Raw genomic sequence first — 22,149 nt, forward strand, 5'->3', positions numbered from 1 at the left:
GCACGCGCCGTGTCCGACATCGCGCGATCCTCCCCGCCCTGCCCGACGATGGGACGGAGGTGACCCGATGACCGAAGTGCTCCTGCTGCTCGTGGCGATCCTGCTCTCGCTCGCCTGCGGCGCCTTCGTCGCGGCCGAGTTCTCCCTGACCACGGTCGAGCGGGGCGAGCTGGAGCGGGCCGCGGAGCGCGGCGAGCGGGGCGCCTCGGGCGCCCTGAAGGCCGTACGGAACCTGACGTTCCAGCTCTCCGGCGCCCAGCTCGGCATCACCGTCACCAACCTGGTCGTCGGCATGCTCGCCGAACCGTCCATCGCCAAGCTGATCGCGGGCCCGATCCAGGCGCTGGGCCTGTCGCGCTCCGCGGCCGAATCGATCGCCCTGGTGCTCGGTACGGCCCTGTCGACCGTCTTCCTGATGGTCGTCGGCGAGCTGGTGCCGAAGAACTGGGCCATCTCCTCGCCCCTGGCCATGGCCAAGCGGGTGGGCAACGCGCAGCGCTGGTTCAGCGCGGCCTTCCGGCCCTTCATCACCCACCTCAACAACACGGCCAACCGCGTGGTGCGCCGCTTCGGCCTGGAGCCCGCCGAGGAACTGGCCTCGGCGCGCAGCCCCCAGGAGCTGGCCGCGCTGGCCCGGCACTCCGCGCGGGCGGGGGCCCTGGAGGCGGACACCGCGGAGCTGTTCGTACGGACCCTGAACCTCGCCGACCTGACGGCGGAGAACGTGATGACCCCGCGCGTGCAGGTCATCGCCCTGGACGCCCAGGCCACCTGCGAGGACGTGGCCAACGCGACCCGCGCGACCGGTCTGTCCCGCTTCCCCGTCCACCGCGGCGGCCTCGACTCCGTCGTCGGCACCGCGCACATCAAGGACGTGCTGGCCATACCCGCCGACCGTCGGCTGCGCGTACCCGTCTCCGAGATCATGCGCGAGCCGCTGCTCGTCCCGGAGACGCTCACCGTCGACCGGCTGCTCGACCGGCTGTCCGGCAAACGGACCATGGCCGTCGTGATCGACGAGTACGGCGGCACCGCCGGCGTGGCCACCCTGGAGGACATCGTCGAGGAGGTCGTCGGCGAGGTGCGCGACGAGCACGACCCGCACGAGACACCCGACCTCGCCCCGGCGGGCAGCGACGACGACGGCCGCGCCCTGTACTCGGCCGACGGCTCCGCCCGTGTCGACCAGCTCGCCCGCGTCGGACTCCGGGCGCCCGAGGGGCCGTACGAGACGCTGGCCGGCCTGGTCGCGACCGAGCTCGGCCGCATCCCGGCCACCGGCGACACCGTCGACGTCGCCGGATGGCGGCTGGACGTGGTGGACGCCTCGGGGCGCCGGGCCGCGCGGGTGCTGATGCACGCGCCGTTCGACGACAGCGCAGAGCGAACCGTCGAGGAGGGTGGGAAGTGACCGCCGTACAGCTGCTGATCGGCCTTCTGACGCTCGTCGTCAACGCCTTCTTCGTCGGCGCCGAGTTCGCGCTGATCTCGGTGCGCCGCAGCCAGATCGAACCGCGCGCCGAGGAGGGCGACCGGCGGGCCAGGAGCGTGCTGTGGGGTCTGGAGCACGTCTCCGCGCTGCTGGCGGCGGCCCAGCTCGGCATCACGCTGTGCACCCTGGTCCTCGGTGTCGTCGCCGAGCCGGCCATCGCGCATCTGCTGGAGCCGGTGTTCCACGCCGTGGGCGTGTCGAAGAGCGCGGGGCACGTGGTGTCCTTCGTGATCGCGCTGACCCTGGCGACCTATCTGCACATGCTGCTCGGCGAGATGGTGCCGAAGAACGTCGCGCTCGCCGAGCCGGTGCGCAGCGCGCTGCTGCTCGGGCCGCCGCTGGTCGCCCTGTCCCGGGCCCTGCGCCCGGTGATCTTCGCGGTCAACGCCTTCGCCAACACGCTGCTGAGGCTGCTGCGGGTGGAGGCCAGGGACGAGGTCGCGGCGACCTTCTCGGACGCCGAGCTGGCCCGGATCGTGCGGGACTCCGGCGAGGCGGGCCTGATCGACGACCGTGCGCTGGAGCGGCTGAGCGACGCCCTGGAGCTGGGCCGGCGTCCGGTGCGCGATGTCGTCCTGCCGCTGGAACGCGTCGTCTACGCGCGCGTGGGCGTCACTCCGGAGGCGTTGGAGCGGCTGTCGGCCGAGTCGGGCTTCTCGCGCTTCCCGGTCGTCGACGAGGGCCGCCGGATCACCGGCTATCTGCATGTGAAGGACGCCCTGGACGCCCCCGGACGGGACGTGCCGTTCCGGGTGCGGGACATGCGGCCCATCGCACGCGTGCGGGCGGCCACCCCGCTGGACGACGTCCTCACGGCGATGCGCGGCGGCCGCACCCATCTCGCCGCCGTGCTCGGTGAGGACGGGCGGCTGGAGGGGCTGGTGACCATGGAGGACGTGCTGCGGGAGCTGTTCGGACAGCCCGCCTGACCCACGGGCACCGGGAGGCCGACCGACCGGCGGGTATGGCAAGCGGGATACCATCTCATCCGCCATGCAGAAGAACCCCACGCACACCAGCCTCGTCGCGGTCGGCGACTCCTTCACCGAGGGCATGTCGGACCTCCTCCCGGACGGCTCCTACCGGGGCTGGGCCGATCTCCTGGCCGGCCGGATGGCCGCCGTGACCCCCGGTTTCCGGTACGCCAACCTCGCCGTGCGCGGCAAGCTGATCGGGCAGATCGTCGAGGAGCAGGTCGACGTGGCGGCGGCCATGCGGCCCGATGTGATCACCCTGGTCGGCGGGCTCAACGACACCCTGCGGCCCAAGTGCGACATGGGCCGCGTGCGAGGGCTGCTGACGGAGGCGGTGGAGCGGCTGGCGCCGTCCTGCGAGCAGCTGGTGCTGATGCGCAGCCCCGGCCGGCAGGGCCCGGTCCTGGAGCGGTTCCGGCCGCGCATGGAGGAGCTGTTCGCCACCGTCGACGAGCTGGCCGCACGGCACGGCGCCCTGGTCGTCGACCTGTACGGGGCGCCCTCGCTGGGCGATCCGCGGCTGTGGGACGTGGACCGGCTGCACCTGACGGCGGAGGGACACCGCAGGGTCGCCGAGGCGGTGTGGCAGGCGCTCGGCTACGACCCCGAGGACACCGAGTGGCGCACCCCGATGCCGGCCACCGTGCCGCCCGGCTGGCTCGCCCGGCGCATCGCGGACGCGCGGTTCGCCCGGCAGCACCTGATGCCGTGGATCGGCCGCCGTCTGACGGGCCGCTCCTCGGGCGACGGCCGCCCCGCCAAACGACCGGACCTGCGGCCCTACGACGGCCCGGTGGCGTGACCCTCATGGCGACGCGGGTGATCAACCTCAGGGGCCGCATCCACGACTTCGGCCCCCGGCTGGAACTCGCCCCCGAGGACGTCGTCTACGTCGGCCGCCGCTGGACCCTGGGCGGCTGGGACCTGCCCCGGCACCGGCTGTACAACCCGTTCGCGTACGACACCCCCAGCCGCCGCCGGGACGGCACCCGCGCGGAGGTCATGGCGATGTACCGGGCGTATCTGCTGGAGCGTCCCGAGCTGCTGGAGCTGGTGCCGGAGCTGCGCGGGCGCACGCTGGCCTGCTGGTGCGCGCCCGAGCCGTGCCACGCGGAGGTGCTGGCGGAACTCGCGGACTCGGCCGGTGATATGTGACATAGCACTGGGATTCTCAGTGCTATGTCACATACCACCGGCCCTCGTAGCATCCGACGAACCGGGCCGCGGCGCTGGCCTGCACGAATCGCCAGTAGAATCCATCCACGTGACTTCCGCTCCCGCCAAGCCCCGCATCCCGAACGTCCTCGCCGGACGGTACGCCTCCGCCGAGCTCGCCACGCTCTGGTCGCCCGAGCAGAAGGTGAGGCTGGAGCGGCAGCTCTGGCTCGCCGTGCTGCGGGCCCAGAAGGACCTCGGCATCGAGGTGCCGGACGCGGCGATCGCCGACTACGAGCGCGTGCTCGACACCGTCGACCTGGCCTCCATCGCCGAGCGCGAGAAGGTCACGCGGCACGACGTGAAGGCGCGGATCGAGGAGTTCAACGACCTCGCCGGGCACGAGCACGTGCACAAGGGCATGACCTCCCGCGACCTCACGGAGAACGTGGAGCAGCTGCAGATCCGGCTGTCGCTGGAGCTGATGCGCGACCGCACGGTGGCCGTCCTCGCCCGTCTGGGCAAGCTGGCGGGCGAGTACGGCGAGCTGGTCATGGCCGGCCGCTCGCACAACGTCGCCGCGCAGGCCACCACGCTGGGCAAGCGGTTCGCGACGGCCGCCGACGAACTGCTCGTGGCGTACGGCCGGGTCGAGGAGCTGCTGGGCCGCTACCCGCTGCGCGGCATCAAGGGCCCGGTCGGCACGGCACAGGACATGCTGGACCTGCTGGGCGGCGACGCGGCCAAGCTCGCCGAGCTGGAGAACCGGATCGCCGGACACCTCGGCTTCTCGCAGGCCTTCACCTCGGTCGGCCAGGTCTACCCGCGCTCACTGGACTACGAGGTCGTCACCGCCCTCGTCCAGCTGGCCGCCGCCCCCTCCTCGCTGGCCAGGACGATCCGGCTGATGGCCGGGCACGAGCTGGTGACGGAGGGCTTCAAGCCGGGCCAGGTCGGCTCCTCCGCGATGCCGCACAAGATGAACACGCGGTCCTGCGAGCGCGTCAACGGCCTCATGGTCATCCTGCGCGGCTACGCCTCCATGACCGGCGAGCTGGCGGGCGACCAGTGGAACGAGGGCGACGTCTCCTGCTCGGTGGTGCGCCGGGTGGCCCTCCCGGACGCGTTCTTCGCTCTGGACGGTCTGCTGGAGACGTTCCTGACGGTGCTGGACGAGTTCGGCGCGTTCCCCGCGGTGGTGGCGCGCGAGCTGGACCGCTACCTTCCCTTCCTCGCCACCACCAAGGTCCTCATGGGCGCGGTGCGTGCCGGTGTCGGCCGCGAGGTCGCGCACGAGGCCATCAAGGAGAACGCCGTCGCCTCCGCGCTGGCGATGCGCGAGCAGGGCGCCGAGCGCAACGAACTGCTCGACAAGCTCGCCGCCGACGAGCGCATCCCCCTCGACCGCGCCCAGCTGGACGCGCTGATGGCCGACAAGCTGTCCTTCACCGGCGCCGCGGCCGCCCAGGTCGCCGCGGTCGTCGGCCGCGTCGAGGAGATCGTCAAGCAGCACCCGGAGGCCGCGGGCTACACGCCGGGGGCGATCCTCTGACCCGCTTCACCCAGGAGGAACTGGAGGCCGCGCGCGACCGTCTCGTCCCGGACGTGGTCGCGGACGGCCTTCATGTCCTGTTCTGCGGCATCAACCCCGGCCTGATGACGGCGGCGACGGGCCACCACTTCGCCCGCCCCGGCAACCGCTTCTGGCCGGTGCTGCACCTGTCGGGTTTCACACCCCGGCTGCTGAAGCCCGCTGAGCAGGGGGAGTTGCTGTCGTACGGGCTCGGCATCACCAATGTCGTGGCGCGGGCGACGGCGCGGGCGGACGAGCTGAGCGCGGAGGAGTACCGGGAGGGCGGGCGGCAGTTGGCGCTGAAGGTGGCGCGGCTGAGGCCCCGCTGGCTGGCGGTGGTGGGGGTGACGGCGTACCGCGCGGCCTTCGACGACCGCAAGGCCCGGGTGGGGCCGCAGGACCGGGTGATCGGGGACACGCGCGTGTGGGTGCTGCCGAATCCGAGCGGGCTGAACGCGCATTGGACGGCGCAGACGATGGCCGAGGAGTTCGCGAGGGTCCGGGCGGCTGCGGAGGGGTAGCCCGTCAGGGCGCTTCGACGTCGGTGACCGCGGCGAGCAGTCGAGCGGAGTCGGCATCCTCCCGGTCGGAGACGGTCAGGGTGATCCAGCGCCCCGTCCCGCCGGCCGACCAGGTGCGCAGGTCGTCCGCCAGCACGCCGAGCTTCGCCCACGGCTGGGCTATCTCCTCGCCGCGTACGAGGCGTTCCCTGAGTGTCGTGGCCCCCCAACGCTTGTTGCTGCCCAGCCGTTCGTCCAGCCGCTCTGTCATCGCCACCTCGTAGGCGTACAGGTCCTCCGGGCTCGGCCAGGTGACCGGCCCTAACGGGACCAGGAAGTATCCGGGCCCGCCGCACCCCACCTCCGTACTGCCGTGTTCCGTGGGGAAGTCCCGGACACACAGCAGGTCGAGCACGGCGAGGTCCCTCACGATGTCCATGTGATCCAGTATTGCCGCCCCCACTGACAATTGGTGAGGCGTCAGGCGTCCCGGCGCCGCACGCTCCACGCGCCCGCAACCAGCGCGGCTCCCGCCCACGACGCCGTCACCGCGAGCCCGCCCCACGGCCCGAGGAGACCGGCCCCCTCGGCGTGGAGCACCACCTGGCCCGCCCGGTCCGGCAGAACGTCCGCCACCGTGCCGGACACGTCCCCGACCACGAACGAGACGATGAGCAGGAACGGGATCAGGACGCTCAGTGTCGCGACACCGCTGCGCAGTACGGCGGTCAGGCCGGCCGCCAGCAGCGCCATCAGCGTCAGATAGACCGCGCAGCCGACGACTCCGCGCACCTCGTCGCTCCACGTCAGCCCGTCCGCCTCCGCCCCCAGCGCCGCCTCCCCGACCACCAGGCTCACCCCACCGGTGACCAGCCCCATCCCCAGCACGGGTACGGCGACGGCGACCGCCTTGGCCGCGAACCACCGCCCCCGCCACGGCACCGCGGCCAGCGTTGCGTGCAGCGCGCCGCCCCGGAACTCGGCCGCCACCGCCGTCGTGCCGAACGCGATCGCCGCGATCTGCCCGAGGTTGACGCCGAAGAACACCGAGAACAGCGGGTCGAAGTCGGCCCCGTCGCTGTCGGTCGAGGCGAGGGCGGAGAAGAGGGCGGTGGCCGGCAGGACGGCGCACAGAGCGGCGACGAGCGACCGGAGCGTACGGATCTTGAGCCACTCCGAGTGGAGCAGGGGCGTGAAGTGCATGGTCAGGCCTCCTGCATGAGTGCGGTGAACTCGGCTTCGGTTCCGGTCAGGTCCAGATAGGCCTGCTCCAAGGTGCCCTCCTCCGCCGCCAGTTCGAGGATTGGGACGCCGGCCGCGGAGAGGAGGCGGCCGATGTCGTCCACGCGCGCGTGCTCCACCGTCCAGTGCCCCTCCCCGTGCTCGACGGCCTCGTGGCCGCGGCGTGCGAGAGCGGTCGTGAGTGCCGTGGCGTCGGTCGTGCGGACCCGCACCCGGGGCCGCACGCGCGTGTCGATGAACTCCCGCATGGGGGTGTCCGCGAGCAGTCGTCCGCGCCCGAGCACCACGAGGTGGTCGGCGAAGGACGCGGTCTCGTTCATCAGATGGCTGGAGACCAGGACGGTGCGGCCCTCCGCCGCGAGCCGGCGCAGCAACGCGCGGATCCAGACGATGCCTTCGGGGTCGAGGCCGTTGGCGGGCTCGTCGAGCAGGACCACGGCCGGGTCGCCGAGCAGGGCGGCCGCAATGCCGAGTCGCTGCCGCATGCCGAGCGAGTACGTGCGCACCCGGCGGCCGGCGACCGGCGCGAGCCCCGTCTCCTCCAGCACCTCGTCGGCCCGCCGCCCCGGAATGCGATTGCTGGCCGCCAGGACCCTCAGATGGTCGCGTCCGGTGCGGGAGCCGTGCGCGGCCCGCGCGTCGAGCAGGGCGCCGACGTGGCGCAGGGGTTCGACGAGTTCCCTGTAGCGGCGGCCGCCGATGGTGGCGGCGCCCGACGTGGGGTGGTCGAGACCGAGCACCAGGCGCATGGTGGTGGACTTTCCGGCGCCGTTGGGACCGAGGAAGCCGGTGACCCGGCCGGGGCGGACACGGAAGGTGAGGTGGTCGACGGCGCGCCGGGGGCCGTGGTCCTTGGTGAGGTCGTGGACGTCGATGCTGGTCATGGCAGTAGCGTGGCCGTCGGGACCGGGCGGCCTCCTCCCCCGCCGGTGTCGTTCGTCTCCCCCGCCCGGGGGAGGTCCGGTGTCGGTGGCGGCTGGCACGATGACGAAATGGCCCGCTTTCTGCGCCCGTTGCTCCGGGGGACGACGTACACACGCCTGCTGCACCTGTGGGTGCCGATGCTGGTCGTCAGCGTGTGGCTGTATGTCGACATGTCGAGATGGTGGGTGCCGGCGGCCGTGCTGGTCCCGGTCGGTCTGGTTCCGGCGGTGCGCGTCGGCGAAGGGGTGCAGGCGCGGCTGCTGCTGACGCCCGGTGAGCAGGATCCCGGCATCACGGTGGCCCCGGCGAGGACGTGGCGGGACCGGCTGCGCACGGTGCTGTGGCTGGAGGTGCGGATGGCGCTGGGAGCGTCGGTGGCGTTCGCCTGCGTCTGGCTGCCGATCCTCAGTCACCAGCTGGTCGAGACGGCCCGCGGACGCGTCCCCGACGACGTCCCGGTCCTCGGCCAGACCCAACCCCACTGGGCGTACGCCCTGTTGGCGCCCCTGCCGCTCATCGCCCTGTACGGGGTCGTCGTCGGCCTGGGCGAGATCGTCACCGCCGTCGCCCGCCGGCTCCTCGGCCCGTCCGCGGCCGAGCGCCTGGAAGCCCTGGAGGCGCGCACCGAGCAGCTCCTGGAGCGCAACCGCATCGCACGCGAACTGCACGACTCCATCGGGCACGCCCTCACGGTGGCGGTGGTCCAGGCGGGCGCGGCCCGCGCCGCGGGCGACCCGGAGTTCACCGGCCGGGCGCTCGTCGCCATCGAGGACACCGGGCGCGCCGCGCTGGAGGACCTGGAGCGGGTGCTCGGGGTGCTGCGGGAGGCGGAGCGGCCGGTGAGCAGCCGGCCCACGCTGGCCGAGGCGGACCGGCTGCTGGAGTCCGCGCGCGGGTCCGGCGCCAAGGTCGACGTCGAGGTCTGCGGACCGCTGGAGTCGATACCGGGCCCCGTCTCCCGCGAGGGGTACCGCATCCTCCAGGAGTCCCTGACCAACGTGCTGCGGCACGCGGGCGCGGTCCCCGTACGCGTGCGCGTGGACGTCACGGACGGGACGCTCGTCCTGGAGGTCCGCAACCCGCTGCCCGCCGGTGTGTCCGGTCCGGGTCGGGGCAGCGGGCTGCGCGGGATACGCGAGCGGGCGGCGCTGCTCGGCGGCCGTGCGCGCACCGGGCCCGACGAGGGCGACTGGCAGGTACGGGTGGAGCTGCCGCTGAGTTGATCTACGCTGACCGCATGCCGGTGACCGTTCTCCTCGTCGACGACGAACCCCTCGTCCGCGCCGGTCTGCGGGCCGTGCTGGAGGCGCAGCCCGACATCGAGGTGGTGGGAGAGGCGGCCGACGGCGCGGCGGTGATCCCGCTGGTACGGCGGCTGCGGCCCGACGTGGTCGCGATGGACGTGCGGATGCCGCTGATGGACGGGATCGAGGCCACGCGCGCGGTACTGCGCACGATCGACGACCCGCCGAAGATCCTGGTCGTGACGACCTTCGAGAACGACGAGTACGTGTACGAGGCGCTGCGCGCCGGAGCCGACGGGTTCCTGCTGAAACGGGCGCGGCCGACCGAGATCGTGCACGCGGTGCGGCTGGTCGCGGAGGGCGAGTCGCTGCTGTTCCCGGCTTCCGTACGGCAGTTGGCCGCGACCCACGGTGACGCCGGCGGGAACCGGGAGGCGCGGGCGGTGCTGGAGCGGGCGCGGCTGACCGAGCGGGAGGCGGAGGTGCTGCGGCTGATGACCCGGGGGCTGTCGAACGCGGAGATCGCCGCCCGGCTGGTCGTCGGCACGGAGACGGTGAAGTCGCATGTCAGCGCCGTCCTGGCGAAGTTGGGGGCGCGGGACCGCACCCAGGCCGTGATCGCCGCGTACGAGTCGGGGTTCGTGGCGCCGGGCTGACGGGGCTCATGGGACACCGGCACTCGCCGGGTTCCGCCGTGACGAGTACGATCCGGCCAACACGCGCACGAGCTGGGAGGACGGACCGTGGGGCGGCTGACCGGCGGGGATCCCTCGCTGCTGCGAAGGATCAACTCCGCGGTGGTGCTGCACGCGCTGCGCGCCACGGACTGCGCGACGCTCACCGAGATCACCCGGGTGACGGGATTGTCCCGGCCGACGGTCGAGGGCGTCGTGGAAGGGCTGATCGAGGCGGGGTACGTGGTCGAGAAGGCCGCGGACGAGAGCGTGGTCCGCCGGCAGGGGCGGCCCGCGCGCAGGTTCCGTTTCCGGGCCGAGGCGGGACATCTGCTGGGCCTGGACATCGGCTCTCACCGCGTGGCGGCGCTCCTCGCCGACCTCGACGGGCGGGTGCTGGGCGCGGTCGCGAAGGACGTCGACGAGTCGGCGCCGGCCGACGAGCGTCTGGAGCGGCTGCGGACCGCGGTCGCCGAACTGCTGCGGCGGGCGGGTGTGCCGCGCAGCTCGCTGCGGGCGGTGGGGGTCGCCTCACCGGGGATCGTCGAGGGCGACGGCACGGTACGGCTGTGTGCCGCGCTGCCCGAGTGGACGGGGCTGCACCTCGGGGAGCGGCTGAGCCGGTCCTTCAAGTGTCCGGTGCTGGTGGAGAACGACGCGAACGCGGCGGCGGTCGCCGAGCACTGGAAGGGGGCGGCCGCCGAGTCCGACGACGTGGTGTTCGTGCTGGCAGGGCTGAGCCCGGGGGCCGGTTCGCTGATCGGGGGGCAGTTGCACCGGGGGTTCGGCGGGGCGGCCGGGGAGATCGGCGCGCTGCATCTGCTGGGCCGTGAGGCCACTCCGGAGACGCTGCTGTCCACGACCGACGAGCCCCTCCACCCGCTCGACGAGCAGGCCGTCGCCGAGGTCTTCGCGCAGGCCCGGGAGGGCGACCAGCGGGCCCGTGCCGCCGTCGAACGCTTCATCCAGCGCCTCGTCCACGACGTCGCCGCCCTGGTCCTCGCCCTCGACCCGGAGCTCGTCGTCATCGGCGGCTGGGCGGCCGGCCTCGACGGTGTCCTGGACCCCCTGCGCCGCGAACTGGCCCGCTACTGCCTTCGCCCCCCGAAGGTGACCCTCTCCCTCCTGGGCGAGGCCGCGGTGGCGACGGGGGCCCTCCGCCTGGCCCTCGACCACGTGGATGAACAGCTCTTCGCGGTGGAGGGCACGGCAACGGCCCGCCGAGGCCCCGGCCCGGGCAAGGCCCTGGGCCCGTGACCGCACTGCGGATGCCCTCAGCTGCTGGGCTGCTGCGGCAGGGTGCGCCACAGCGGGAGCACCAGCACCGCCAGCAGCAGGCATCCCGACAGCAGCAGTAACACCCGGAGGCGCCCCAGCCGCCGGGCCATCCGACGCCCACAGGGACGCCGCCCCGGCCTGCTGCCGCTCAGGGCGGCGCCGACCCGCAAGCACCGAGCATGGGCGGGCGCCCACCGGCCTCCGAGCGACGATCCCGAGCCCAGACCCCGCCCCGCACGCGCCCAGCCCCCAGCAGAAAAAACGCCGCGCGCCCCGGCCGAGTTGCGGGGCGCACGGTGTTTGTCGGTCGGCTGCGGTCAGGACGCCTGGCGTTCGGGACCCTGGTGGATCTCCACGTTGCCCGAGTCGCCGAACGTCAGCCTGCAGGTGTCGGCGCGGTACGTGGCGACGGAGTACGCGGCGATGCGGCCCTCGGCGAGGTAGCGGGTGGTGACGACCAGGACGGGCGCCCCCGGCAGCCGGTCCAGCTCCTTCGCGTCGTCCGCGCGCGCGGAGCCCAGCTCCACCGCGTTCTCCTGCCCCTCCAGCTCCAGCCGCTGCAGCTCACGCAGCACCGCACGCGCGCGTGCCGGACCGGACGGGGCGTCTATGGCGGAGAGCTCAGGCACCGAGGAGGCCGGGACGTACAGCAGCTCGGCGGCGACGGGCTGGCCGTGCGAGACCCGGGACCGGCGCACCGTGTGCACGGCCTCCTCCGGCCCCGTCTCCAGCGCGGCGGCGACGGCGGAAGGCGCGGCGGCCAGGGCGCAGTCGACGGCCTGCCAGACGTCACCGGCGGCCCCCGGCCAGGCGTGCTGCTCGGTACCGACCGCGACCCCCACGCGCGGCGGAGCGACAGTCGTACCCACACCGCGGCGGCGCTGCAGCCTGCCCTCCAGTTCGAGCTGCTCAAGAGCCTGCCGGAGCGTCGCGCGCGCGACGCCGAAGCGGGCGGCCAGGTCGCGCTCGTTCGGCAGGATCTCACCGACCGTGAACTCGGAGTCCAGTGCCTCACTGAGCACGGTCTTGAGATGCCAGTATTTCGGTTCAGGCACCGATTCCAGCTGCGTGGTCCCCACCCTGTCCTCCGCAATCGCCGTGGTCCGGCGGCGTTTTAGCGCCCTTGTTTATTAAAGGTTGTTGCACTTCTCTGCGACCATAGGGCGGCCCAAACCCTTGGTCAAGACCAATCCTCGATCCCACAGGGGCCAGATAGAGAGCGGTTACCTACGGGAGGAGCAGCGACCGCAGTTTGTCGGGGTTGCGCATGATGTACACCGCCTTGACACGGCCTTCGAAGACGTCCAGCTGGAAGACGCTGTCGGGCTTGCCGGCGGACAGCGCCACGATGGCGGGACCGCCGTTGAGCTCCATGATGCGGAACGACGGGTCCGGTACGCCCTTCGCCGCGGCGCCGACGAGGAAGCGGCCCACCTTGTCCGCGCTCTCCAGCACCCGCAGCGGCGCCCGCGCCTTCCCGCCACTGTCGCCCACCAGCCGTACGTCGGGCGCGAGCAGCTCCATGAGCCCGTCCAGGTCACCCTCCCCGGCGGCGGCGAGGAACCGCTCGGTGAGCTCCCGGCGCCGCTCGGGATCGACCTCGTAGCGGGGCCGCCGTTCCTCCACGTGCTTGCGGGCCCGCCCGGCGAGCTGCCGTACCGCCGGTTCGCCGCGGTCGAGCATGGCCGCGATGTCGGCGTAGGGATAGCCGAAGGCCTCCCTGAGGACGAAGACGGCGCGCTCCAGCGGGGACAGCGACTCCAGGACGACCAGGACGGCCAGGGAGACGGAGTCGGCGAGCACGGCCCGCTCGGCGGTGTCCGGGACGGTGGCCCCGAAGTCGGTCGCGTACGGCTCGGGCAGCCACGGGCCGACGTACGTCTCACCCCGCGCCTTGACCTGGCGGAGCCGGTCGATGGCCAGGCGGGTGGTGACCCGCACCAGGTACGCGCGCGGCTCGCGCACCGCACCGCGGTCCGCGCCGGACCAGCGCAGCCATGCCTCCTGGACCACGTCCTCCGCGTCGGCCACCCGGCCGAGCATGCGGTAGGCGACGCCCAGCAGGACGGGCCGGTGCTCTTCGAAGACATCGGTCTCGGTGTCGGTCGTCACGGCTCCATCCCATGCGACGGATGCGGGCATGTCCAGGAGGATTGCGCGTGTCCCGAAGGGGATCCCGGAGCAGAATGGGCCGCGAGCCGCCGGGGCGGTCGGCGGTCCGGACGGACGGAGGTTGCCATGCGGTACGCGGTTCTGGGCACGGGCGACGTGGGCCGGACACTCGGCGGCAAGCTGGCGGAGCTCGGCCACGAGGTGACGCTGGGGTCCCGCACGAAGGACAATCCGGCCGCCCTGGAGTGGGCGCGGGGCGCCGGTGCGGGCGCGCGGGCCGGCACGTTCGCGGAGGCGGCCTCGTCGGCCGAGGTGGTCGTGGTCGCCGTGGGCGGACGGGTGGCGCCGGCCGCGCTGGAGGCGGCCGGGGCGGAGAACCTCGACGGCAAGGTCGTCGTCGACGTGACCAACCCGCTGGCGTTCGAGGACGGGCAGGTGCGCCTCGACCCCGTGGAGTCGGACAGCGTGGGCGAGCAGATCCAGCGTGCGTTCCCGCACGCGCGCGTGGTGAAGTCGCTGAACACGGTCAACTGCAAGGTGATGGTGGAGCCCTCGCTGGTGCCGGGCGAGCACCAGGTCTTCGTGTGCGGGGAGGACGCGGGCGCCAAGGAGCAGGTGACCGGCATGCTGGGCGAGTTCGGGTGGCCGGCGCACCGGGTGCTCGATCTGGGCGGCATCCGCTCGGCACGCGGCGTGGAGATGTTCCTGCCGCTGTGGCTCGACCTGTTCCGGCACACCGGGCACGCCGACTTCAATCTGGAGGTGCGCAGGGGGCATTGAGGCGGAAGCGTTCAAGTCCGGTGGACGACCCTCCGGGGGCTACCCGTCGGTAGCAATTGCTGACAAGCTGTCTACAGCGCGTCCGTCAGCGAGCACCGAGCGAGCCCCAGTCGAGGAGCACCCATGTCCGCCACCGTCTCCTTCAAGGTCCCTTCCCCACGCGGTCCGCAGCCCGTGACCGTCGCCTACACGCGCGTGGGCCGCGGTGAGCCGCTGCTCCTGCTGCACGGCATCGGCCACCACCGGCAGGCCTGGGACCCGGTGGTGGACATCCTGGCCACCGAGCGCGACGTGATCGCCGTCGACCTGCCCGGCTTCGGCGCCTCTCCGGGACTGCCGGAAGGGCTGGGCTACGACCTGCCCACCACCACGGCCGTGTTCGGCGCGTTCTGCGAGGCGCTGCAGCTGGACCGGCCGCATGTGGCGGGCAACTCGCTCGGCGGCCTGCTCGCCCTGGAACTCGGCCGCGAGCAGCTCGTACGGTCCGTCACCACGCTCTCCCCCGCCGGGTTCTGGTCGGAGGCCGAGCGGCGTTACGCCTTCGGGGTCCTGCTCGCGATGCGCCGCATAGCGCAACGTCTGCCGCTACCGTTGGTCGAGCGGCTGTCCCGGTCGGCGGCCGGCCGCACGATGCTGACCAGCACCATCTACGCCCGCCCGGGCCGCCGTTCACCGGAGGCCGTGGTCGCCGAGACCCTCGCGCTGGCCGGCGCCACCGGGTTCGACGCCACGCTGAAGTCCGGGGCCACCGTCCTGTTCCGGGACGACATCCCCACGATTCCCGTCACCGTGGCCTGGGGCACCCGGGACATGCTGCTCGTACGCCGTCAGGGCGTGCGCGCCAAGCAGATCATCCCCAGGGCGCGGCTGGTGCGGCTGCCCGGCTGCGGGCACTGCCCGATGAACGACGACCCGGCGCTGGTCGCCCGCGTCCTCCTCGACGGCAGCCGCTGACCCCGTCCGCCCCCCGGGTCAACGCCCCCGACCCGAGGGCGACTCCGGCGCCCACGAGGGCGCTGCCGACGGCCTGGGCGGGCCCGTAGGCGCCCGTTCCGACGAGCGGGGCGGTGCAGGCGGCGGCGACCGGGATCAGGCCGGAGAACAGCGTGGCGCGCTCGACGCCGATGCGCTGCATGCCCATGTACCAGCACACGAAGCCGACGACGGTGACGACCGCCGCCTGCCACACCAGCGCGGCGGCCTCGACGCCGTCGGGGCGGCGCAGCCACGCCGTACCGTCCAGCAGGAGTCCGACCACCGCCGACTCGGCCGCGGCGAGCCCGCACACGGTGGCCGACAGCAGCCGGGGTCCGAGCACCCGCAGCACGGGCACGGCCAGGACCGCGAATCCGACCTCGCCGGCGAGCGCGCAGCCCGAGAAGGCGAGCCCGGCCGCGTCCGTACGGCCCCATCCCTGGACGGTGAAGGCGCCGAGGGCGACCAGTGACGCCCCGTACAGCACCCGGCGCCGGGGCCGCCGTCCCGCCAGGAGCGGCACGAGGACGGCGACGATCACCGGTGCGCAGCCCACGAGCACGCCGGGGACCGCCGGTTCCGCGCTGCGTTCGGCGGCGATGACGGCCAGGTTGAAGCCGACCATGCCGCTGGCGGCCAGTGCCGCGAGCCGCACCCACTGGCGGGCGGTCAGCGCCCGAAGCCGACCCGCCGCGTCCGCGCCGGCCAGCGGGGCGAGGAGCAGACAGGCCGCTCCGTAGCGCAGGAACTGCCCGCCCGCGTACGGGTAGTGGCCGAGGACGCTGTTGGCGGTGAAGGAGCCGCCGACGAGCACACAGGCGAGGGCGGCGAGGAGGGCTCCGCGGGCGGTGGTGGCGTTCATGGCGGTGACGCTAGGGAGCCGGGCGGCCTGGTTTAAGGTCCACTTCCATGAGGCCATCGGGGACCAATCCGTGCGGCACGGCGGAGTCCGCCGTCTCCCCCGCCTGGGAGCTGCTGCTGCCGGCCGCCTCCGCTCCGGCACGCACGCGTGGCCGTTCCCTGCAGGCGGCGCTGCGGGAGGCCGTGCGGTCGGGACGGCTGCCGCCCGGGACACGGTTGCCGTCGAGCCGGGATCTCGCCGCCGACCTCGGGGTGTCACGGGGCCTGGTCACCGAGGCGTACGAGCAGTTGACGGCGGAGGGGTACCTGCGCAGCGGCCGGGGTGCCGGCACCTGGGTGAGCGGTGCCGTACGGGCGGCCCGGCCACGCGCGCGTGACCTCGCGCCCCGCTCGCCCGACGCTGCGGCCGACTTCGTGCCCGGCACACCGGACCTGTCGCTGTTCCCGCGCGCGGCCTGGGCGGCGGCGCAGCGGGGTGTGCTGGCCGAGCTGCCGCACCAGGATCTCGGCTACCCCGATCCGCGCGGGCTGCCCCGACTGCGTACGGCGCTGGCGGAACTGCTCGCGCGCCGGCGGGGTGTGGTGGCGGACCCGGAGCGGATCGTGGTGGTCTCCGGAGTGGCGCAGGCGACGACGCTGCTCGGATTCGCGCTCCACGCGCGGGGATTGCGCACGGTGGGCGTCGAGAACCCCGGGAGCCCCCAGCACGACGCCCTGTACGCCGCGGCCGGCGTTACTACCGTGCCCGTGCCCCTGGACGACGAAGGGCTCCGCGTCGGTGCGCTGCGCGAGTCGGGCGTACGGGCCGTGGTGACGACCCCCTCGCACCAGTTCCCCACCGGCATCGCCTACTCGGCGCGCCGCCGGGCCGAACTGCTCGACTGGGCGCGCTCGGTGGACGGACTCGTGCTGGAGGACGACTACGACGGGGACTTCCGCTACGACCGCGCCCCCGTCGGCGCCCTGCAGGGCCTCGACCCGGAGCGGGTGGCCTACACGGGGTCGGTCAGCAAGTCGCTCGCCCCGGGGCTGCGGCTCGGCTGGCTGCTCGTACCGGAGTCGCTGGCCGACGAGGTCGTCGAGCGCAAGCGCACCATGGACCTCGGCCATCCCACCCTGGACCAGGCGCTGTTCGCCCGCTTCGTGGAGCGCGGCGACTACGACCGCCAGCTGCGCCGCTGCCAGCGCGCCTACCGCGAGCGGCGGGACGCGCTCGTCGCCGCGCTGGCGGAGCACCTCCCGGGATCGGAGGTGTCGGGCATCGCCGCCGGACTGCACGTCATCGCGACGCTCCCGGCCCGGTACGGCCCCGAGGAACGCTTCCTCGCGCGCGTGGCCGAAGCCGGTGTCGCCGTTCGGCCGCTGACGGACTACACGCACGCGCGTGCCCGGCAGGACGACGGGGTCGTGCGACTCGTTCTGGGATACGCACATCTGTCCCCCGCACGGATCCGAGCGGGTGTGCGATTGATGGCCGAGTAAGCGATTTCAGCGCCCCGGCGGTCAGTTGTTCACTTGTGGTTTGCGTGTGCGCTGCGACGCCCCAGTAGGTGTGGGACCGCAACACTGGCCGGATCCCGTCCCTGGAGGCGCATTCATGTCGCACCGCCCGTTCCCCGCCCGCCGCAGCGTGCTGCGCGGCTCACTCGCCGCGTCGGCGGCCCTGACCCTGCCCACCGCCCTCGGCGCGGCGCCGGCGTTCGCCCTGTCGGGGCGGCCGAAGGCGAGCTGGGGGGTGCAGGCGGGAGACGTGAGCACCGACTCCGGGCTGGTGTGGGTGCGTTCCGACCGGCCCGCGCGGATGATCGTCGAGACGTCCGCGACCGAGTCGTTCCGCAACCCGCGCAGATGGCACGGTCCGCTGCTGGGCGAGAGCTCGGACTTCACCGGCACGACCCGGCTGCACGGGCTCCCCGCGGGCGAGCAGATCCACTACCGGGTACTGCTCGCCGACCCGGACGACCCGCGCCGCACCGGCGAACCGGTCACCGGCACCTTCCGGACGGCGCCCGTCAGGCGCCGCAAGGGCGTCAGGTTCGTGTGGTCCGGCGACCTCGCGGGCCAGGGCTGGGGCATCAACGAGTCCATCGGCGGCTACCGCATCTTCGACGCCATGGCCAAGGTCGACCCGGACTTCTTCCTGTGCAGCGGCGACAACATCTACGCCGACGGCCCGATCGCGGCCACCGCCACCCTGCCCGACGGCAGCGTCTACCGGAGCGTCACCACCGAGGAGAAGTCGCACGTCGCGACCACCCTCGCCGACTACCGGGGCAACTTCCGCTACAACCTGCTGGACGCGGCCCTGCGCCGGTTCAACGCCCAGGTGCCCAACATCATCCAGTGGGACGACCACGAGGTCCGCAACAACTGGTACCCGGGCGAGGTCATCGGCACCGGCACCCCCTATCCGGCCGGCACCAGGCTGGACGACCTGGCCGTGCGCTCGCGGCAGGCGTTCTCCGAGTACTTCCCCATCTCCACGATCAGCGGCCGCCCCGACGGCCGGATCTACCGCAAGGTCAGCCACGGTCCGCTGCTGGACGTGTTCGTGCTCGACATGCGCACCTACCGCAACGCCAACTCGCCCGACAACCAGACCACCGACCCGGTCGGCATCCTCGGCCGTGAGCAGTTGGAGTGGCTCAAGCGCGAGCTGGCGAAGTCCCGCGCCGTGTGGAAGGTCATCGCCAACGACATGCCGCTCGGCCTCGTCGTACCCGACCCGGTCGAGGGCAAGCCGAACCTCGAGGCGGTCGCACAGGGCGACCCGGGCGCGCCGCTCGGCCGCGAGCTGCAGATCGCCGAGCTGCTGCGGTACATCAAGCACCGGCGGATCACCGGCACGGTGTGGCTGACGGCGGACGTCCACCACACCTCGGCCCAGCACTACGCCCCCTCGCGGGCCGCGTTCAAGGACTTCGAGCCGTTCTGGGAGTTCGTCTCGGGCCCGCTGAACGCCGGCGCCTTCCCGGCCAACGCGCTGGACGGCACCTTCGGCCCCGACCGGGTGTTCGTCAAGGCGCCGGCCGCCTCGAACGTGTCACCCGCCGAGGGCTACCAGTTCTTCGGCGAGGTCGACATCGACGGTGACAGCGGGGAGTTGACGGTGCGTCTGCGCGAGTACGACGGCACGGTGTTGTTCACGCGGACGCTGCAGCCGGGCCGGGTCGGACAGTAACTCCCGTACGCTTGTTCCAGGGCCGCGTACCGGCGTCATCCCTCGGCGCGCGGCCCTGAGCAGGAAAAGACTCCACCAAAAGGTACATAAGTACGCTTTACCCATCAGTCACAGTGCGTTCGTGATCACGCAACACGTTTCCTTCACAGTGGCTGTATGAGTCGAGAAATATCTGATGTGCCGCGTGCGCAGCGCAGGAACCTCGCCGGCCTCGCCACGGTGTTCCACAGTTGGTGGTCACGCCGCCACGGTCACGCACCCCCGGCACCCGATACCGACGCCCGGTCGCTGCCTGCCGAGCAGCAGGCCGGGCCCCGCGCCGGCGTGCTGTGGCGGATGCGGACGACCGTGAAGGACGAACCCGGATCGCTGGCCGCGCTGTGCACGGCGCTGGCCGCACGGCAGGTGGACATCCTGAGCCTGCAGACGCATCCGCTGGCCGAGGGCACGGTGGACGAGTTCCTGCTGCGGGCTCCGGGCGAGCTGGAGGCGTCCGAGCTCACCCGGGTGGTCTCGGCGGCCGGCGGCACGGACACATGGATCGAGCGGGCCGACGCCCATGACCTGGTGGACGCTCCGACCCGGGTGCTGGGCCTCGCCGCCCGGACCGCACTCGACGCGGCCGAACTCCCGCTGACGTTGCGGCAGTTGGTAGGACGGTGCACCATCCGGCAGACGCCCGCCGCGCCGGCCGGCGGCGGCCGGGCAGCGGAGGACGTGCCGGTGGAGGGCGTGCTGGAGGACACCGTGATGCGGCTGCGGGCGCCGGAGGGTGGAGTGATCACCGTGGAGCGGCCGTATCTGCCGTTCACCCCGACCGAGTTCGCGCGGGCGCGGGCGCTGGTGGAACTGGACGCCCGGCTCGGTCCCCGCCTGCCGCACGGCCACGACGTGCTGACGCTGCCCGAAGGCAACGACATCACCGTACGGCGGGCGGACACGCGGGATCTGGAGGCCGCGAAGGAGATGCACGAGCGGTGCTCGGCGCGGACGCTCGGGCTGCGGTACCACGGGCCGGTCGGGGACGCGGACCGCTATCTGAACCACCTGCTGAACCCGCGGTTCGGCCGGACGCTGGCCGTGCAGACCGCGTCCGGGCGCATCGTCGGGCTCGGGCACCTGTTGTGGGACGGCGACGAGACCGAGGTCGCGTTGCTGGTGGAGGACAAGTGGCAGCGGCGGGGGGTCGGAGCGGAGTTGCTGCGCAGGCTGGTGGGGATGGCGGTGTCCACCGGGTGCGAGAGTGTCTATGCCGTGACGCAGGCGTCCAATACGGGGATGGTCGCTGCCATGCGGGGGTTGGGGGTTCCTCTCGACTATCAGGTCGAGGAGGGGACGCTGGTGATCACGGCTCGGCTGGATGTGGATGCGCGGGTGATCACTGGGGCCGAAGCGCCGTAGGGGGCGCGGTGTGAGTGGCCTGTGCGGGTGCGTTGTGGCTGGTCCCGCCCCGCGGCGGAGCCGCACATTGACACAGCCCCGCGCCCCTGGAGGGGCGCTGGCCCAGCGCCTGATTCAGATCCGCCCAGAGATCTTCCACATCCTCCAGGCCCACCGATATGCGCAGTAGGTGGTCGGTTACGCCTGCGTGCCTTCTGTCCTGCCCGTCCACTATGCGGTGGCTGATGGAGGCGGGGTGTTGGATCAGGGTGTCCACGCTGCCGAGGCTTACCGCGGGGGTGATCAGGCGGACCGCGGCTATGACCTCGTGGGGGGCGGTCGTGGTTTCGAAGGCGATCATGGCGCCGCCGATGCGGGGGTAGTGGACGCGGGTGACGCGGGGGTCGGCGGTGAGGCGGCGGGTCAGTTCGGCGGCGGTGGCGGAGGCCGCGTGGACGCGGACCGTCAGGGTGGCGAGGCCGCGGAGGAGGAGGTAGCCCGCGAGGGGGTGGAGGATACCGCCGGTGGCGAATCGGATCTGGCGGAGGCGGCCGGCGAACTCCTCGTCGCAGGCCACCACGCCCGCCATCACGTCGCCGTGGCCGCCGAGGTACTTGGTGGCGCTGTGCAGGACCAGGCGCGCGCCCTGTCCGGCGGGGCGCTGCAGGACCGGGGTGGCGAAGGTGTTGTCGGCCAGGAGGGGGACCGAGCCGCAGGCGTGGGCCACGGCCCGCAGGTCGACCTCGGCGAGGGTCGGGTTGGCCGGTGACTCGACCATGACCAGGCCGGTGTCGGGGCGCAGGGCGTCCGTGATGCCGGCCGGGTCGGTCCAGGTGACCTCGGTACCGAGCAGACCGGCGGTCAGCAGATGGTCACTGCAGCCGTACAGGGGGCGTACGGCGACCACGTGCCGCAGGCCCATGGACGCCCGTACGAGCAGGACGGCGCTGAGCGCGGCCATGCCGCTGGCGAAGGCGACCGCGGACTCGGTGCCCTCGAGACGGGCCAGGGCGGTCTCGAAGCGGGCCACGGTGGGGTTGCCGAGGCGGCCGTAGACGGGCGGGCCCTCCGGCTCGGCGCCGGTGGTGGCGAAGGCGTCGATGCGCGCGGCCTCACCACGGCTGTCGTACGACGGGTAGGTGGTCGACAGGTCGATGGGCGGGGTGTGCAGGCCCTGCCGGGCGAGGTCGTCGCGGCCGGCGTGGACGGCCTCGGTGGCCAGTGCTCTCGTGGAGTCCATGCGGGGAAGAATGAACATCAGGCGGGTGGTGGGGGGTGAGTCCCGTGCTACGTTCGGGCGATGGGTGAATCCGTCGTACTGGATCCGGTGGACCTGCATCTGCTGCGGTTGTTGCAGAACGACGCCCGGACGACGTACCGCGATCTCGCCGCGCAGGTCGGGGTGGCGCCGTCGACGTGTCTGGACCGGGTGACGCGGCTGCGGCGGGCGGGTGTGATCCTCGGACATCAGCTGCGGCTCGATCCGGCCAAGCTGGGGCGGGGGCTGGAGGCCCTGCTGTCGGTGCAGGTCAGGCCGCACCGGCGGGAGTTGGTGGGGCCGTTCGTGGAGCGGATCAGGGCGCTGCCGGAGTCCCGTACCGTCTTCCATCTGACCGGGCCGGACGACTATCTGGTGCATGTCGCCGTCGCCGACATGGCGGATCTGCAGCGGCTGGTGCTGGACGAGTTCACATCACGGCGTGAAGTGGCGCGCGTGGAGACGCGGTTGATCTTCCAGCAGTGGGACTGCGGGCCCCTGCTCCCGCCTTCGCCGTCGGCTCAATCGGGGTGACGTGCGGCGGGC

Annotated in this window: 23 protein-coding genes; 15 read left to right on the top strand and 8 right to left on the bottom strand. The window is 72.9% G+C overall.

Translation table 11 applies throughout. From position 1 onward, the window contains the following. The first annotated feature begins 67 nt into the window (after positions 1–67). The 6 genes from MKW14_RS22310 (at position 68) to mug (ending at position 5,715) form a co-directional block, all read left to right on the top strand. Entirely contained in the window at positions 68–1,411 is a 1,344-nt protein-coding gene (locus tag MKW14_RS22310) for a hemolysin family protein (protein ID WP_240864844.1), read from the top strand. Then, entirely contained in the window at positions 1,408–2,421 is a 1,014-nt protein-coding gene (locus MKW14_RS22315) for a hemolysin family protein (protein ID WP_240864845.1), read from the top strand. The genes MKW14_RS22310 and MKW14_RS22315 overlap by 4 nt, the downstream gene beginning before the upstream one ends. A gap of 64 nt (positions 2,422–2,485) precedes the next feature. After that, positions 2,486–3,268 carry an SGNH/GDSL hydrolase family protein gene (locus MKW14_RS22320; RefSeq protein WP_240864847.1) on the top strand — a complete coding sequence of 261 codons (783 nt, stop codon included), beginning with the start codon at positions 2,486–2,488 and terminating at the stop codon, positions 3,266–3,268. A gap of 5 nt (positions 3,269–3,273) precedes the next feature. Beyond that, positions 3,274–3,621 carry a DUF4326 domain-containing protein gene (locus MKW14_RS22325; protein WP_240864848.1) on the top strand — a complete coding sequence of 116 codons (348 nt, stop codon included), beginning with the start codon at positions 3,274–3,276 and terminating at the stop codon, positions 3,619–3,621. A 109-nt stretch (positions 3,622–3,730) separates the two neighbouring features. Further along, a complete protein-coding gene (gene purB / locus MKW14_RS22330) occupies positions 3,731–5,173 on the top strand; it encodes an adenylosuccinate lyase (protein WP_240864850.1) in 1,443 nt (480 codons plus the stop codon). Continuing rightward, positions 5,170–5,715, top strand: a complete 546-nt coding sequence (gene mug / locus MKW14_RS22335) for a G/U mismatch-specific DNA glycosylase (protein ID WP_240864996.1) — start codon at positions 5,170–5,172, stop codon at positions 5,713–5,715. The genes purB and mug overlap by 4 nt, the downstream gene beginning before the upstream one ends. A 4-nt stretch (positions 5,716–5,719) precedes the next feature. On the opposite strand, the gene MKW14_RS22340 is transcribed toward mug, so the two are convergent. Genes MKW14_RS22340 through MKW14_RS22350 form a run of 3 tightly spaced genes read right to left on the bottom strand, consistent with a single transcriptional unit; the run spans position 5,720 to position 7,820 of the window. Next, a complete protein-coding gene (locus MKW14_RS22340; protein ID WP_240864852.1) occupies positions 5,720–6,133 on the bottom strand; it encodes a hypothetical protein in 414 nt (137 codons plus the stop codon). Between the two features lie 41 nt (positions 6,134–6,174). Beyond that, positions 6,175–6,897 (bottom strand): ABC transporter permease, encoded by a 723-nt coding sequence (locus MKW14_RS22345; protein WP_240864854.1) that lies wholly within the window; start codon positions 6,895–6,897, stop codon positions 6,175–6,177. Positions 6,898–6,899: 2 nt separating this feature from the next. Then, positions 6,900–7,820, bottom strand: a complete 921-nt coding sequence (locus MKW14_RS22350; protein WP_240864856.1) for an ABC transporter ATP-binding protein — start codon at positions 7,818–7,820, stop codon at positions 6,900–6,902. Positions 7,821–7,928: 108 nt separating this feature from the next. Here MKW14_RS22350 and MKW14_RS22355 point away from each other — a divergent pair, with 108 nt between their 5' ends. From MKW14_RS22355 to MKW14_RS22365, 3 genes are all read left to right on the top strand, one after another. Beyond that, complete coding sequence (locus MKW14_RS22355) at positions 7,929–9,083, top strand: sensor histidine kinase (RefSeq protein ID WP_240864857.1); 1,155 nt, start codon at positions 7,929–7,931, stop codon at positions 9,081–9,083. A 14-nt stretch (positions 9,084–9,097) separates the two neighbouring features. Then, positions 9,098–9,760, top strand: a complete 663-nt coding sequence (locus MKW14_RS22360) for a response regulator transcription factor (RefSeq protein ID WP_240864859.1) — start codon at positions 9,098–9,100, stop codon at positions 9,758–9,760. Between the two features lie 87 nt (positions 9,761–9,847). Further along, complete coding sequence (locus MKW14_RS22365; protein ID WP_240864861.1) at positions 9,848–11,035, top strand: ROK family transcriptional regulator; 1,188 nt, start codon at positions 9,848–9,850, stop codon at positions 11,033–11,035. Between the two features lie 17 nt (positions 11,036–11,052). Here MKW14_RS22365 and MKW14_RS22370 read toward each other — a convergent pair whose 3' ends face one another. From MKW14_RS22370 to MKW14_RS22380, 3 genes are all read right to left on the bottom strand, one after another. Further along, the gene (locus tag MKW14_RS22370; RefSeq protein ID WP_240864862.1) at positions 11,053–11,226 is read right to left on the bottom strand and encodes a hypothetical protein; all 174 of its coding nucleotides are present in this window, start codon (positions 11,224–11,226) and stop codon (positions 11,053–11,055) included. Between the two features lie 147 nt (positions 11,227–11,373). After that, positions 11,374–12,135: a GntR family transcriptional regulator gene (locus MKW14_RS22375; RefSeq protein ID WP_240864864.1), complete on the bottom strand. Its 762-nt coding sequence runs from the start codon at positions 12,133–12,135 to the stop codon at positions 11,374–11,376. 148 nt (positions 12,136–12,283) lie between these two features. After that, positions 12,284–13,168 carry an RNA polymerase sigma-70 factor gene (locus MKW14_RS22380; protein ID WP_240864866.1) on the bottom strand — a complete coding sequence of 295 codons (885 nt, stop codon included), beginning with the start codon at positions 13,166–13,168 and terminating at the stop codon, positions 12,284–12,286. 126 nt (positions 13,169–13,294) lie between these two features. Between MKW14_RS22380 and MKW14_RS22385 the strand changes: the two genes are divergently transcribed. Both MKW14_RS22385 and MKW14_RS22390 read left to right on the top strand, forming a co-directional pair. After that, positions 13,295–13,948 carry an NADPH-dependent F420 reductase gene (locus tag MKW14_RS22385; protein WP_240864868.1) on the top strand — a complete coding sequence of 218 codons (654 nt, stop codon included), beginning with the start codon at positions 13,295–13,297 and terminating at the stop codon, positions 13,946–13,948. Positions 13,949–14,071: 123 nt separating this feature from the next. Further along, positions 14,072–14,902, top strand: a complete 831-nt coding sequence (locus tag MKW14_RS22390; protein ID WP_240864870.1) for an alpha/beta fold hydrolase — start codon at positions 14,072–14,074, stop codon at positions 14,900–14,902. Here MKW14_RS22390 and MKW14_RS22395 read toward each other — a convergent pair. Beyond that, positions 14,799–15,785, bottom strand: a complete 987-nt coding sequence (locus tag MKW14_RS22395) for a DMT family transporter (RefSeq protein WP_240864871.1) — start codon at positions 15,783–15,785, stop codon at positions 14,799–14,801. The genes MKW14_RS22390 and MKW14_RS22395 overlap by 104 nt on opposite strands. 47 nt (positions 15,786–15,832) lie before the next feature. Between MKW14_RS22395 and pdxR the strand changes: the two genes are divergently transcribed. The 3 genes from pdxR to MKW14_RS22410 all read left to right on the top strand — a co-directional run bounded on the left by pdxR (position 15,833) and on the right by MKW14_RS22410 (position 20,366). Beyond that, the gene (gene pdxR / locus MKW14_RS22400) at positions 15,833–17,266 is read left to right on the top strand and encodes a MocR-like pyridoxine biosynthesis transcription factor PdxR (protein WP_240864872.1); all 1,434 of its coding nucleotides are present in this window, start codon (positions 15,833–15,835) and stop codon (positions 17,264–17,266) included. 115 nt (positions 17,267–17,381) lie between these two features. Continuing rightward, positions 17,382–18,965, top strand: a complete 1,584-nt coding sequence (locus tag MKW14_RS22405; protein ID WP_240864873.1) for an alkaline phosphatase D family protein — start codon at positions 17,382–17,384, stop codon at positions 18,963–18,965. Between the two features lie 156 nt (positions 18,966–19,121). Further along, positions 19,122–20,366 carry a GNAT family N-acetyltransferase gene (locus tag MKW14_RS22410; RefSeq protein WP_240864874.1) on the top strand — a complete coding sequence of 415 codons (1,245 nt, stop codon included), beginning with the start codon at positions 19,122–19,124 and terminating at the stop codon, positions 20,364–20,366. Here MKW14_RS22410 and MKW14_RS22415 read toward each other — a convergent pair. Continuing rightward, positions 20,344–21,585, bottom strand: a complete 1,242-nt coding sequence (locus MKW14_RS22415) for a trans-sulfuration enzyme family protein (RefSeq protein ID WP_240864875.1) — start codon at positions 21,583–21,585, stop codon at positions 20,344–20,346. The two genes, MKW14_RS22410 and MKW14_RS22415, sit on opposite strands and share 23 nt — an antisense overlap. 60 nt (positions 21,586–21,645) lie before the next feature. On the opposite strand from MKW14_RS22415, the gene MKW14_RS22420 reads away from it, so the two are divergent. Next, positions 21,646–22,137, top strand: a complete 492-nt coding sequence (locus MKW14_RS22420) for an Lrp/AsnC family transcriptional regulator (RefSeq protein WP_240864876.1) — start codon at positions 21,646–21,648, stop codon at positions 22,135–22,137. Positions 22,138–22,149 lie beyond the last annotated feature (12 nt).

The sequence above is a fragment of the Streptomyces gilvus genome, assembly GCF_022513565.1.
GTDB classification, from domain to species: domain Bacteria; phylum Actinomycetota; class Actinomycetes; order Streptomycetales; family Streptomycetaceae; genus Streptomyces; species Streptomyces gilvus.

What these genes read in the sequence shown, in the direction of transcription:
- MKW14_RS22310 (WP_240864844.1), top strand. Translation starts at nt 68, where the DNA reads ATGACCGAAGTGCTCCTGCTGCTCGTGGCGATCCTGCTCTCGCTCGCC.
- MKW14_RS22320 (WP_240864847.1), top strand. Translation starts at nt 2,486, where the DNA reads ATGCAGAAGAACCCCACGCACACCAGCCTCGTCGCGGTCGGCGACTCC.
- MKW14_RS22325 (WP_240864848.1), top strand. Translation starts at nt 3,274, where the DNA reads ATGGCGACGCGGGTGATCAACCTCAGGGGCCGCATCCACGACTTCGGC.
- MKW14_RS22340 (WP_240864852.1), bottom strand. Translation starts at nt 6,133, where the DNA reads ATGGACATCGTGAGGGACCTCGCCGTGCTCGACCTGCTGTGTGTCCGG.
- MKW14_RS22345 (WP_240864854.1), bottom strand. Translation starts at nt 6,897, where the DNA reads ATGCACTTCACGCCCCTGCTCCACTCGGAGTGGCTCAAGATCCGTACG.
- MKW14_RS22350 (WP_240864856.1), bottom strand. Translation starts at nt 7,820, where the DNA reads ATGACCAGCATCGACGTCCACGACCTCACCAAGGACCACGGCCCCCGG.
- MKW14_RS22355 (WP_240864857.1), top strand. Translation starts at nt 7,929, where the DNA reads ATGGCCCGCTTTCTGCGCCCGTTGCTCCGGGGGACGACGTACACACGC.
- MKW14_RS22360 (WP_240864859.1), top strand. Translation starts at nt 9,098, where the DNA reads ATGCCGGTGACCGTTCTCCTCGTCGACGACGAACCCCTCGTCCGCGCC.
- MKW14_RS22385 (WP_240864868.1), top strand. Translation starts at nt 13,295, where the DNA reads ATGCGGTACGCGGTTCTGGGCACGGGCGACGTGGGCCGGACACTCGGC.
- MKW14_RS22390 (WP_240864870.1), top strand. Translation starts at nt 14,072, where the DNA reads ATGTCCGCCACCGTCTCCTTCAAGGTCCCTTCCCCACGCGGTCCGCAG.
- MKW14_RS22395 (WP_240864871.1), bottom strand. Translation starts at nt 15,785, where the DNA reads ATGAACGCCACCACCGCCCGCGGAGCCCTCCTCGCCGCCCTCGCCTGT.
- pdxR (WP_240864872.1), top strand. Translation starts at nt 15,833, where the DNA reads ATGAGGCCATCGGGGACCAATCCGTGCGGCACGGCGGAGTCCGCCGTC.
- MKW14_RS22405 (WP_240864873.1), top strand. Translation starts at nt 17,382, where the DNA reads ATGTCGCACCGCCCGTTCCCCGCCCGCCGCAGCGTGCTGCGCGGCTCA.
- MKW14_RS22410 (WP_240864874.1), top strand. Translation starts at nt 19,122, where the DNA reads ATGAGTCGAGAAATATCTGATGTGCCGCGTGCGCAGCGCAGGAACCTC.
- MKW14_RS22415 (WP_240864875.1), bottom strand. Translation starts at nt 21,585, where the DNA reads ATGGACTCCACGAGAGCACTGGCCACCGAGGCCGTCCACGCCGGCCGC.
- MKW14_RS22420 (WP_240864876.1), top strand. Translation starts at nt 21,646, where the DNA reads ATGGGTGAATCCGTCGTACTGGATCCGGTGGACCTGCATCTGCTGCGG.